General features: G+C 69.1%; 11 protein-coding genes. 5 read left to right on the top strand and 6 right to left on the bottom strand.

From position 1 onward, the window contains the following. Positions 1-167 precede the first annotated feature (167 nt). The 5 genes from G4X40_RS04400 to G4X40_RS04380 form a co-directional block, all read right to left on the bottom strand. Positions 168-437, bottom strand: a complete 270-nt coding sequence (locus tag G4X40_RS04400; protein ID WP_277830407.1) for a hypothetical protein — start codon at positions 435-437, stop codon at positions 168-170. Positions 438-550: 113 nt separating this feature from the next. Continuing rightward, entirely contained in the window at positions 551-2,794 is a 2,244-nt protein-coding gene (locus G4X40_RS04395; RefSeq protein WP_277830405.1) for a tyrosine-type recombinase/integrase, read from the bottom strand. After that, the gene (locus tag G4X40_RS04390; protein ID WP_277830404.1) at positions 2,781-3,983 is read right to left on the bottom strand and encodes a tyrosine-type recombinase/integrase; all 1,203 of its coding nucleotides are present in this window, start codon (positions 3,981-3,983) and stop codon (positions 2,781-2,783) included. Before G4X40_RS04390 ends, G4X40_RS04395 begins: the two co-directional genes overlap by 14 nt. 27 nt (positions 3,984-4,010) lie before the next feature. Next, entirely contained in the window at positions 4,011-5,243 is a 1,233-nt protein-coding gene (locus tag G4X40_RS04385; RefSeq protein ID WP_408642111.1) for an ImmA/IrrE family metallo-endopeptidase, read from the bottom strand. A 58-nt stretch (positions 5,244-5,301) separates the two neighbouring features. Further along, the gene (locus tag G4X40_RS04380) at positions 5,302-6,024 is read right to left on the bottom strand and encodes a hypothetical protein (protein ID WP_277830402.1); all 723 of its coding nucleotides are present in this window, start codon (positions 6,022-6,024) and stop codon (positions 5,302-5,304) included. Between the two features lie 357 nt (positions 6,025-6,381). Here G4X40_RS04380 and G4X40_RS04375 point away from each other — a divergent pair, with 357 nt between their 5' ends. From G4X40_RS04375 to G4X40_RS04355, 5 genes are all read left to right on the top strand, one after another. Further along, positions 6,382-7,218 (top strand): type II secretion system F family protein, encoded by an 837-nt coding sequence (locus G4X40_RS04375; RefSeq protein ID WP_277830401.1) that lies wholly within the window; start codon positions 6,382-6,384, stop codon positions 7,216-7,218. Continuing rightward, complete coding sequence (locus G4X40_RS04370; protein ID WP_332520799.1) at positions 7,218-7,940, top strand: type II secretion system F family protein; 723 nt, start codon at positions 7,218-7,220, stop codon at positions 7,938-7,940. The genes G4X40_RS04375 and G4X40_RS04370 overlap by 1 nt, the downstream gene beginning before the upstream one ends. Before the next feature lie 99 nt (positions 7,941-8,039). Then, positions 8,040-8,204 (top strand): DUF4244 domain-containing protein, encoded by a 165-nt coding sequence (locus tag G4X40_RS04365; protein ID WP_408642133.1) that lies wholly within the window; start codon positions 8,040-8,042, stop codon positions 8,202-8,204. Further along, positions 8,201-8,644: a TadE family type IV pilus minor pilin gene (locus G4X40_RS04360; protein WP_332520800.1), complete on the top strand. Its 444-nt coding sequence runs from the start codon at positions 8,201-8,203 to the stop codon at positions 8,642-8,644. Before G4X40_RS04365 ends, G4X40_RS04360 begins: the two co-directional genes overlap by 4 nt. Continuing rightward, positions 8,641-9,012, top strand: coding sequence for an Rv3654c family TadE-like protein (locus G4X40_RS04355; protein WP_277830398.1), 372 nt, complete (start codon positions 8,641-8,643; stop codon positions 9,010-9,012). The genes G4X40_RS04360 and G4X40_RS04355 overlap by 4 nt, the downstream gene beginning before the upstream one ends. Before the next feature lie 46 nt (positions 9,013-9,058). Here G4X40_RS04355 and G4X40_RS04350 read toward each other — a convergent pair whose 3' ends face one another. Next, positions 9,059-11,443: a DEAD/DEAH box helicase gene (locus G4X40_RS04350; RefSeq protein WP_277830397.1), complete on the bottom strand. Its 2,385-nt coding sequence runs from the start codon at positions 11,441-11,443 to the stop codon at positions 9,059-9,061. Between the last annotated feature and the right edge of the window lie 13 nt (positions 11,444-11,456).

Genomic DNA, 11,456 nt, shown 5'->3' with positions numbered 1-11,456 from the left:
ACGGATGCCGCAAGAGCGGTTCCGTGTTCCCTCGGGGTATTTAGGGGCGACAAGTTTTTGCTCGGCGTGTTGATTGAACAGGTGGCCTCACCTGTCTCACATTCGCTGTGCGGGCGCGCGTTCCACCACCCCCACGCACAGCCGCCTGGAGCCGCTGTGTTGAAGCCCTACATCCTCGAATCGAGGCGGCCGTAAAGTCTGGCGATAGTTGAATCGCGCTCGCGCAGTGTGGCGTTGAGTGAACGTATCTCGGCTTCTTTGTGGGTGAGTTGGGCGCGTAGCGCGGCGACGATCGCGTTGTCACCGCCGGAAGCCGACGCCGGTATCGCGGTGGCGGTTCGGGTGTGGGCGCGGATCCTGGCAAGCAGGTCGTGATGTTTGTAGATCGTCTTACGTGACACCTTGGCGCGTTGCGCGATGACGTTGATGTTGATCACCGCGTCCGACTTCTCGAGATCTCGGAGGGCGCGTTCGATGCGTCGGCGGGAGTCGGCGGAGCGGCGACGAGCGTCCTCGCTGAGGGCGCGGATCGCCTGTGGTGACGGCGGGTTCATCGGGGTGACTCCGGGTCGGCCTTGCGCAGCGCTGATTCGTGGCTGCCGCGAGTCCTGATCTGCAACAAGGGTAATCGGTTACTGGTGCCCGCACCGGCCACACTGGTGTCGTCGGTGGGTTCGGAGCTTAGGCGGTCGATGATCGCGTCGAGGGACGCCAGTTCGCGGTGGCGTTCGTGGATCCACACATTGTCGTCTGTGAGCTCGCGTCCGGTTCTGTCGCGGTATTGGCGGCGGCGGACTTCGATCAGCGCGCGGGTTTTGCTGCGTTGATCGAGCAGTTCGTCGAGGTGAGTGGTGTCAGTGGCGAAGTGCCCACACGACAGGCATGCGTTGCCCTTGTCGCAGGTCTTCAACGGTGGAAGCAGACACACCCCGTTGGGTAGCACGCGGTCGGTGCGTGCCGACAGTTGCGTCATGTCGTAGATGTCGGACGGGCTGATACCGATCTCGGTGCCGTGGGCGCCGATCTTCTTGTGCTTGAGGAACTCCGACTCCGCGGTCGCGGCCAGTGTTGCCGCGTACCGCAACGTCATTTCCGGGCTGCGATGGCCGAGGTAGCGCTGCACCACATGGATCGGCACACCGTCGTTGAGTAGTTCGGTGGCGCGGGTGTGTCGCAGCCGGTGGGTCTGGGAGAACCTCAACGGACGACCGGCGGTATCGGTGAGTCCATGGATCGCGTCGAGTCTGCTCAGCGAGGTGCGGTAGCTGGCATAGGAGCGTGGGCGCTGTCCTTGGTGCTGGTGGCGGATTCCGAGGAACAGATACTTCGGTGTCAGGTCCGGGTAACGGTCGCGGCTCCAGTGCTGCTGCTCGGTGATGACGTTGACGATGGCCTGCTCGACGAGGATGGTCGGGACCACGCCGTCGACCTTGGTCTGCTGATAGCGCAGCTTCGCCACGAACGCATCCGGGTCATCGTCATCACCATCGGACACGGTGGGGCGATCCGCACCCGGAATGGGTTGCAGCGGATCGAAATCGAGCATCAGGATCTCCGATGCCCGCCGTCCGGTCAGGGCTTGCAACAACCACACCCGGGCTGCCTGTGGGTCGCCGAGCCCGGCGACGACGGTGATGGTGTCGTCGGGGTGGGTGATGGTGACCTGCTCGCCCGTCTCGGCGGCGAGTACGTCGAGGTAGCACAACATCTGTTGCAGGTCGCCGGTGCTGTACCAGGTCAACTCGCGGGTGCGGTTGCCGCGGCGGGTGCGGTAGGCCGGACCCCACAGCCGGGTGTGGGTGTCGGTGATCTGCGACCAGCGGGGGTTGCCGGTGGCGGCCGCGGCTTCGGGAGCGTGGTCGACCATGAACGTGTAGAACACCTGTGTCTGCGATTGCGTTGCATCGACGGCGCTGGCGGACAACGGCTTGCCCGGGGTGGCGGAGGCGTTCGGTGATCGGAGGTAGGCAGAGAAGTCGGTGAAGATCGTCCGCAGCTCGGCGGGATCGTCGGCGAGGAGTGGATCGGTGTAGCCGTGAGTGTCGACGAACCTGCCGAGATGTCGTGCGGTGTCGCGGGCCCGTTCCACGACCGAGGACCAGCGCAACAGTTCGGTGCTCAGTGCGGTGCGCAGCCAGAACCGCACCCCTTCGCGCAGCCACTCGGGCCCGATCGCGGCGAGGTTCACCGACAGATCGTGGCGTGGTTCGTGTTCGCGCTGCGGAATTCGGGGATCGGCCTGCAGGTCCCAGACGTCGTGGGACCACCACGGTGCGTCGGTGCAGCGCACCGACAGGTACAGGTGCAGTTGCCCGATCATCCGGGTGATGTTGTGGCGCACCCGTTTCGCCGGGAGACGACCGTTGCGCTGCTCGAACCCGACCAGCGCATGCGAGACGATCGAGGCCACCTCCAGATCGGTGATACTCGCCGGCGGCCGGTGATGTCGGTGCCGGTAGTCCGCGCCCGCAGCGGTCAACGCAAGACCGCACCATTTCAGCAGGGACGGCTCGATCTTGCGTTGCCCCTCGTCGGCGCACACCCACACCCACCACGCGATCTCGTCGGCGAACCGCTCCGGAACATCGGCCGGGGTGAAGTCGTGGCTGGCCGATCCGCGGTGGGAGGGGAGGTAGAAACTGTTCCGGAGGAACACCGAATCGGCTGGGGCGGTGTCGATCCGATAGACCGGGGTGCGCCACTGTGCGGGTACCCGCGACCACTGCAGCTCCCACGTCGTCCCGGCCACCGCCACCGGCACCACACTGCGCCGGGTGTTGTCAGGGCTGCCCATCGTGGAGTCCTTTCCATCCGGCGACGAAGTTGCGCCACTGCGCGAGTGTGCGCATCTCGGCGTCCTCGGTCACCCATCCGTAGATCGAGAGAGTGGTCTGGACATCGGCGTGACCGAGTCGCCGCATCACCACATGCTCACGCACACCGGCCAGCAGCAGGGCGGTCGCGTGGGTGTGTCGCAGCCAGTGCGGAGTCCACCCGGCGGGCACCAGTCCTGGCTGTTGCCGTTTGATCGAGCGGACCTTCTCGTAGACCGTTTCCGGGCGGATCGGGCCGTAGCGGGTGCCGCGGGCGAGGTTGACGAACACGAAATGAGTAGCTAGATCGTTCACCGCGACATCGGCGCCCTGGGCGACCAGCTGCCACACGTACTCGCTGTAGAGGGCGGCCAGATCGTCACCGATGTAGATACGACGGGCCCCGGACTTCGCGCGGGCACCGTGCGGGTGATCGTCACGCCCGGCGATCTCGACGAACGGTGTAGCTCCACCACCGATATGGACATCGCTGTGGCGCAACGACAACGCTTCACCCATCCGCATCCCGGTCTCGGCCAGCACCGCGAAGAACAGCCGATCCCGCAACCCCGCAGCACTACCCGACCACCCGTCGTCTCCCTGAACACTGCAGCTGTCGAGGATCGTGTTCACCTGTGTCGGCAACAGAATCGGGGTGTGCGCCGCCGTGGCGGCACGTGAGCGGTAGATCGGTCGATCCGACTGCCGGGTGGGCCCCACCCCGTCGAGGAACCCGCGATACCGGCTGCCGTACCGGCGACCGTGTGAGGTGAACAACCGCTGATACGGGACGTTGAGAAGGTGCGCATCGGCGTGATACCGGTACATCGACAACACCGCCGCCGCCCGCGGCTGGATCGACGACTCCGCCATCCTCCGCTCCGGTTGCCCGATCCGGTTCGTCCCCGGCAGGTCACCGGTCCGCAGATAGATCAGGAACATCCCGAACAGACTTGTGGGGAAGTCATCCCAGTGATCACCGGTGGCTTCGAGCACCGTCCACCACTGGGCCAACCCCTGTGCGTAGGAGCGCACCGTGTGCGGGGATGCGTCGTTCGCGCACAGGAACCGTAGGTACTCCCGAGCAGCAGGAATCGGCAACTCGTCCGCGCCGACCACAAGGAAGGTGTCCGGGCGGTCATCGAAACTGACCCGCTGCGCTCGCGCCACCCCGCACCCCCTTCGTTGCAGCCTCGGTCAGGCCTGCCGCTCACGGCTGCGGTAGCTGGCGAAATCGGTGACCACACCATCGCCCACCGGTGGCCGCCGCGTCGGCGTGTCCTTCGCTGCTCGTGGCGTCGACGCTCGTGCTGTCGACGCGACCCGCTGCCCCTTGGTGATCTCCACGATCAAATCGCCCGGCCAGATCATGTTGTGTACCAACGCGATCTCTTTCGCCGAGCTGGTCCCGTAGATGAACTCGATCCACTTGCTCATCAGTCGGGGGCGCTCCGGTGCCCGATCGTCCCAGCCCGGTTCCGTGCGTCCCCAGGTGAACCCGGTATCGGTGTTGACGCGGGTGTAGAGCTGCTTGCGTAGCATCTCGTACCGGTCGGTACTCATTGCGCCGGACCCGTAGAAGTGCGGTAGAAGTGCGCCCAGCGAGATACCCCACCGGTCCTTGACGGGCAGCAGATTCACCAGCGACGGCTCGCCCCGCACCATCTGTGAGGCCGCAGCGAACGGCGCCAAGAACTCCGAGGCGAATCGTGACGCCTGCCGCTCATGCTCCTCCGACACCTGCCGAATGCCCACATGCAGCATCAGATGGCCCAGTTCATGCGCGACCGTCCAACGGGTACGTTCCCATGAATCCAACTCCCGCAACGCAATCAGTGGGCGTTCCTTGAACTCACCGATCCACGCCGAGCACCCCAGGTGCTTCTCCAACCGGCCGTGGTGATTGTCTTCCAATCCCTGCCCACCGAACCGCTCCCCACGCATCATCACCGGCACACCGTGGCGCTCGAGTAGATGCGTCAGGTCCGTGATCGGTGCATCGGGGCCAATGCCGAACTGCTCGCGGGCCGCGGCCGCGGCCGCGGCCGGATCGAGGTCCGTGCGTGGTGTCAGCCGCAGCGGCGGAAGTTTGTGTTGGGCATCCAACTGCAGCAGAAAATCACCTGACAACGCCATCATCTGCGCCATCCGATTCTTCTCCGACTCCAACGTCGACTTCGGCGCACGGAACGACAGGTCCTCCGGTTCCACCCGTGATACCGGTGCGGTGGTGAAAAACGTTGCCGGAAAAGCGAATATCTCCGACAGACGGCGCAGTTCCTCCATGGTGATCGTGGCCACCTCGGAACGTTCCATCCGAGTCAGCCGCGCACCCTTCCAGCCCATGTCTTCCAGAACCGACTTGGCCGTCAGACGACGAACCAGTCGAGCCTGGCGCACCCTGAGACCGAATACTTCGCACGTAGTCATAGCGTCCCCGATTCAACACCAGCGGCCCCGACCATAGCCAGCCGGTCCGACAGACCGGCTACGCGCTCGGCGAACCGGTACCCTCCTCGCCCTGATCGCCGAAATACCCACCGAAGTCGTCGTCGTGCTCGTCGGCCACAACCTGGGGTCGTGCCTTGCGCGGCAACGGAGTTGACGCCAAGATCACTACTTTCGACGGCGAATCGATGTCCACCACCGCAGCGAGGAACACGTCGGGAACCTGCAGCCCATCTTCGGACAGAGTCCACAGCACGAACCAGTCGAAGTTGTTCGCGGTGCGCGGTAACGTCGCCATCTCCTGAGTCAGCACAGTCTGGCTGGCCTCCGCGGCGTCCGCCGCTGATTCGCCGCGCAACTGCGTGACCACGTCGGCCCCGTCCGGTCGATCCTTCGGATAGCGAATCACCAAACGCTCGCCCCGCTCCGGGAAGAACTCCGCCGGCGCCTTGCGTACCCGGCTGCGCATCCCGCGGCCGTCGCCGATCACCACCGACATGCCCTGCCCGTACCGGGTACGCACCACCCCAGCCGGTGGTTCCTCGTCCGGATTGCATGGACCCCCAACGCGATTGAGCAGCAACACACCTCGCACCGAGGTGCAGTAGAGCATTCCGTGCATATCCGTCGGGTCCGGGAAATGTTCCTCCCACACGCGGGCCACGCCCTTCACTGCCGCCGACACGTCCCGACGAAGCGTGGCGAACTCGTCGTAGAACTGTTCGACCAACTGGTCGCACTGCTCCTGCACCGTGAGTTTCATACCGGAAGAATTTCACATCCGAACCTATGTCGCAATAGGTACACGCCGACATTATTTCTCGCTCTCGTGAGGCAAGGCGGTCTTGATGTACACATGTATCGTACAATAAATGGCCAGTACAGCACACTATTTGCATAGCAACTTCGGTACAAATTACTGATAACACGTGCAGGTGGTCGTGCACGTCGCGCGCGACGACGACGGTCACCGCCGTGTCGCGTCGATCGCGTTGACCCGCAGGGAGGTCGGGGGAGAGGTGACCGTGTCACCGGCGTGGTCGCTGGGGCGCGGGGACGATGTCGGCGCCGATCGCTTGTCCGAGATGATCGACGGTCGCCGGGGCACGGGGCGGCGGCGATGAGCGCGACGGCCGTGACCCTGCTGGCCGCGGCGGTGCTGACCGCCCCCGCGGGCGCTCCTGCACGGCGCTTGCGGGCGCTGCGTGGTGCAGAGGCCGGCGCCGGGTTCGAGGGGGCGGTCCGGAACCCCGCGCTTCGGGCGGGAGCGGTCGCGGCGGTGTCGGCCGCCGCCTGGTTCGTGGCGGGCTGGGCGGGCCCGGTCACCGCGGCGGTCGGGCTTGCGACCGCGCGCCGCCGGCGCCGTGCCGCGGCGCGCGACCGCGGCGAGAGCGACTGTCAGCGCGCGCTGATCGGGGCGCTGGAGGTGATGGTCGGGGAACTCCGGATCGGTGCACATCCCGGTGCCGCCTGCGCGGCGGCCGCGGCGGAATCACGCGGCGCGGTCGCCCGCGTGTTCCGCGAGGCCGCCGCCCGCTCAGCTCTCGGGGGCGGCGTCGCCGACGGGCTGCGGTCGGCGCGGCTCGCAGACGACGCCCCCGCAGAGCTCGGTGCCGCGGAGGGTGGGCCGCTGCAGCGCGTCGCCGACGCCTGGGACATGGCCGAGCGTCACGGCGTCGCGATGGCCGAACTGCTCGACGCGGTGCGCCGCGACCTGAGCGGCCGGCACGGCTTCCGCTCGCGGGTGCGGGCCGGGCTCGCCGGGGCGCGGGCGACCTCGACGGTGCTCGCGCTGCTGCCGCTGCTCGGGGTCGGGCTCGGCGAGCTGATGGGGGCCCATCCGCTGGGGGTGCTGCTCGGCGGCGGGTGGGGCGGCGCACTGCTCGTGGTCGGAACCGTGCTGGTGTGCGCGGGACTGCTGTGGTCCGACCGGATCGCTGCCAAGGTCGTCCGGTGATGTGGGCGGGTGCGGCGCTGTTGGCGATCGCGGCGGTGGTCGCCCCGGGCGGCGGCCGTGCGACGGAGCGGCTCGTGGCGTTCACGGGCACGGGCTCCGGAGACCCACGGCCGGGAACCGAACGAGAAGTGTTGCGCATCGGGGTGTTCGGCGTCGTCGCGGGCACGACGGCGGCGCTGGTGATCCGGGGTCTGCCCGGACTGGCGGTCGGAGTCGCGGTCGGTGTGGCGGTCGTGGTGGTGCTGCGGCGGGCGGGCCGGCGCAGCGAGTCGGCCGATCCGCTGGCCCTGGCCGCGGTGCTGGACCTGCTCGCCGCGTGCCTGCGGTCCGGGCTGCCGCTGGCGACGGCGACGGGTGCGGTAGCCGATTGCGCCCCAGGGGAATTGGGCGGGGCTTTGCGGCGGACGTCGGACCTGCTGCAGCTGGGCGGGGATCCGGGGTCGGTGTGGGACGAGCTCGAGTCCGACCCCGCCACCGAGCCGCTGGCCCGCCTGGCGCGGCGGTCCGCGCGGTCGGGCATCGCGCTGGCCGACGGGGTGGAACAGCTGGCGGCGCGTCTGCGTGACGAGGCCCAGGTGCGCGCCTCGGCGGCGGCGGAGCGCGCGGGTGTCGCCGTCAGCGGCCCGCTGGGACTGTGCTTCCTGCCGGCGTTCGTGTGCCTGGGAATCGTGCCGGTGGTGGTCGGTTTGGCCGGGCGAGTGCTCGGTAACGGGTTGTGGTGACCGGGATTTCGTCGCGGATCGGCCGCGACGACGAGTGAGGGAGGAACTCGGATGAGTGAGAGCAGGAGTGGGTGGCCGGCGCGGGTCGGTGCGCGCGTCATGATGATTCTGGGTGAGGACGACGGGATGTCCACCGCCGAGTACGCGATCGGGACGATTGCGGCGGCGGCCTTCGGCGCCGTCCTTTATTCGGTGGTCACCGGTGGCTCGATCGTGGACGCCCTCACCGGGATCATCGACAAGGCCCTGAAGACCAGCGTGTGACGGTCCGACCGGGGATCGTCACCGACGAGCGCGGCATGGCGACGGTGGAGGCGGCGATCGCGCTGGTGAGTGTGCTGCTGGTCGTGGCGCTGTGTGTGGGCGGGCTCGCCGCGGTGACCATGCAGGTGCGCTGTGTCGACGCAGCACGGGAAGCGGCCCGGTTGGCCGGCCGGGGTGACCGGACGAACGCACAGTCCGCGGCCGCCCGGCTGGCCCCGGCCGGCGCGCGTCTCGAACTGCACGACCAGGACGACCTGGTGGTCGCGACGGTGCGTGCGAACAGTGCGGTGCTGCCGATGCTCACCATCTCGGCGGAATCGGTTGCGGCCAGGGAACCTGAGGCGGCCGATTTCGACAGGGGCGAGGCGGCCGAAGGAGGTGAGGTCCCCGGTGGCCGGGTGGGCGCCGGGGCGACGCCGGATCCGGGGTGGGGTCGGTGAGCGGGTGTCACCCGTCGGGAGGTGCCGGCCGCGATGTCGCGCCGGACGCCGGCGTCGCCACGGTGTTCGCTGCCTTCGGACTGCTCGTCCTGCTGCTCGTCGGCGGTGCGGGCGTGCAGATCGGCGCGGCAGTCGTCGCCCGGCACCGGGTCCAGGCCGCGGCCGACCTGGCGGCCCTGGCGGGGGCCGCGGCAGGAGTCGCGCCGGAAGGTGAGGATCCCTGCACTGCAGCGGGATCCGTCGCTCAGCGTAACCACGGTGCGATGACCGACTGTCGGCTCGACGGCATCGACGTGGTGGTGCGGGTGGAGGCGCCGGTCACGGTGCTCGGAACCGCGGTCGCGCAGGCGCGCGCCGGTCCCGTGTAGCGGCCCTGCAGGGCTGTCGCGGGGGCCCGCAGCGGAGGGCATCGGGTCAGTCGCGGTCGCGGGACAACTCGCGGAGCACGGTGGAGAGCACCCGCACCGCGCCGGGCTTGCTCAGCGGGTCGTTGCCGTTGCCGCACTTGGGCGATTGCACGCACGACGGGCAGCCGTTGCTGCACTCGCACGCGGTCACCGCGTCGCGGGTGGCGCGCAGCCACCCCGCGAGTTCACGGTGGCCGCGGTCGGCGAAACCGGCGCCGCCGCGGTGCCCGTCGTAGACGAACACGGTGGGCAGCCCGGTGTCCGGGTGCAGTGCGGTCGACACCCCGCCGATGTCCGCGCGGTCGCACGTCGCCACCAGCGGCAGCAGCCCGATCGCGGCGTGCTCGGCGGCGTGCAGTGCGCCCGGGAACTGGTCCGACGGGATGCCGGCGGCCTCGAGTGCCTCCGGTGTCACCGTGTACATGACCGCGCGGGTCTGCAGGGTGGCGGCGGGCATGTCCAGCTCGACCGAGTCGAGGACCTCGCCGCCGGGGAGCTTGCGCAGATAGCCGATCACCTGGTGGGTGACGTCCACGGAGACCAGGGCGACGGTGACGGCGCCGTGTTCCGAGCGTTCGTGCACCTCGGTAACGGCGATGTCGGTGATCTCGCGGGCGGCGGTGGTCCAGTCCGGGGCCTCGGGGTGCACCAGCGCAAGACCGTCGTCGAGGTCGAGTTCGTCGACGACGTACGAGTCGCCCTGGTGCAGGTGCACGGCCCCGGGGTGCACGGTCGACGGTGCACGCCCCGAGTCGACCGTGCCGAGCATCCGGCCGGTGGCGGAGTCGACGATGACGACCTGGATGCCGCCGGTGCCGCGCAGGTCCACGTCGGCGTGCGGATGGGTGCCCGCGGTGACGAACCAGCCGTTCGGTCGGCGCCGGATCAACCCCTGCCGGGCCAGGTCGTCGAGCAGTTCACGGGCCCCGAACTGCTCGACCTCGGCATCCGAGAGCGGCAGTTCCATTGCGGCGCAAAGCAAGTGAGGGCCCAACACGTACGGGTTGCCGGGGTCGGTCACCGTGGACTCGACCGGCTTGCCCAGCAACGCCTCCGGGTGGTGCACCAGATAGGTGTCCAGCGGGTCGTCGCGCGCCACCAGCACGACCAGCGATCCCTCGCCGCGGCGTCCGGCGCGCCCGGCCTGTTGCCAGAACGACGCGACGGTGCCCGGGAACCCGGCCACCACCACCGCATCGAGCCCGGCGATGTCGACACCGAGTTCGAGTGCGTTGGTGGTGGCGGCCCCGAGCAATGTGCCGTCGGCCAACGCCGACTCGAGGGCGCGCCGGTCCTCGGCCAGGTAACCGGCGCGGTAGGCCGCCACCCGGCCCGGCAGGTCCGGGTCGACATCGGCCAGGATCCGCTGCGCGCCGAGGGCGGTCAGTTCGGCGCCGCGGCGCGAGCGGACGAAGGCGAGGGTGCGGGCGCCCTCGACCACGAGGTCGGCGAGCATCCGCGCGGCCTCCGATCCGGCCGCCCGTCGCACGGGTGCGCCGTTCTCGCCGGTGAGTTCGGGCAGCAGCGGCGGCTCCCACAGTGCGACGGTGCGCGGGCCGTGCGGCGAGCCGTCCTCGGTCACCGCCGCGCACGGGGCGCCGATCAGTCGCTCCGCCGACGCGGCAGGCTCGGACGTGGTGGCGCTGGCCAGCACGAACACCGGGTCCGCGCCGTAGCGCCGCGCGACCCGCTGCAGCCGCCGCAGCACCAGCGCCACATGCGATCCGAACACACCGCGGTAGGCGTGGCACTCGTCGACCACGACGTACCGCAGGTTCCGGAAGAAGGGTGACCACCGCTGATGTCCCTGCAGCAGGCTCAGGTGCAGCATGTCCGGATTGCTGAACACCCACCGGGCGTTCGACCGCACCCAGGGCCGGATCTCGCCGGGGGTGTCCCCGTCGAACGAGCCCGGGCACACCGTCGACAGCGGCGGAGCGGCAGACGTGAGCGCGGTCGCCGCGCGCAGCTGGTCGGCACCCAGCGCCTTGGTGGGGGACAGATAGAGCGCCGTGGCACGGGGGTCGGTCGCCAGCGCTGTGAGGATCGGCAACTGGTAGCCGAGGGACTTGCCGGAGGCGGTGCCGGTGGCCACCACCACATGCCGTCCCTCGTGGGCGAGGGTCGCGGTCCGTTCCTGGTGGGCCCATGGCCGGGGAATGCCGGACTCCTTCAGCGCGGCGACGACCTCGGGGTGCGCCCAGCCGGGCCAGTCCGCGTAGGTCGACTCACGTGCCGGCAGATCGGCGTGATGGGTGAGCGGTCCGGCCTGCGTGCCGATCGGCGTGTCCGATCCGGCGAGGACGCGGTCGAGCAGACCGCGACCGAAACTGGGGGCCGGGCTGTGGCGGTCGCGGCGCGGAGCCCCCGGCCCAGGCCGCTGTGTCGCCACGAAATCTCCGTTC

The organism is Speluncibacter jeojiensis, from assembly GCF_029589495.1.
GTDB classification, from domain to species: Bacteria; Actinomycetota; Actinomycetes; order Mycobacteriales; family Mycobacteriaceae; genus Speluncibacter; species Speluncibacter jeojiensis.
The sequence above is the reverse complement of the archived record's forward strand: the minus strand, read 5'-3'. Positions and strand labels throughout refer to the sequence as shown.

What these genes read in the sequence shown, in the direction of transcription:
- G4X40_RS04395 (WP_277830405.1), bottom strand. Translation starts at nt 2,794, where the DNA reads ATGGGCAGCCCTGACAACACCCGGCGCAGTGTGGTGCCGGTGGCGGTG.
- G4X40_RS04385 (WP_408642111.1), bottom strand. Translation starts at nt 5,243, where the DNA reads ATGACTACGTGCGAAGTATTCGGTCTCAGGGTGCGCCAGGCTCGACTG.
- G4X40_RS04380 (WP_277830402.1), bottom strand. Translation starts at nt 6,024, where the DNA reads ATGAAACTCACGGTGCAGGAGCAGTGCGACCAGTTGGTCGAACAGTTC.
- G4X40_RS04375 (WP_277830401.1), top strand. Translation starts at nt 6,382, where the DNA reads ATGAGCGCGACGGCCGTGACCCTGCTGGCCGCGGCGGTGCTGACCGCC.
- G4X40_RS04370 (WP_332520799.1), top strand. Translation starts at nt 7,218, where the DNA reads ATGTGGGCGGGTGCGGCGCTGTTGGCGATCGCGGCGGTGGTCGCCCCG.
- G4X40_RS04365 (WP_408642133.1), top strand. Translation starts at nt 8,040, where the DNA reads ATGATGATTCTGGGTGAGGACGACGGGATGTCCACCGCCGAGTACGCG.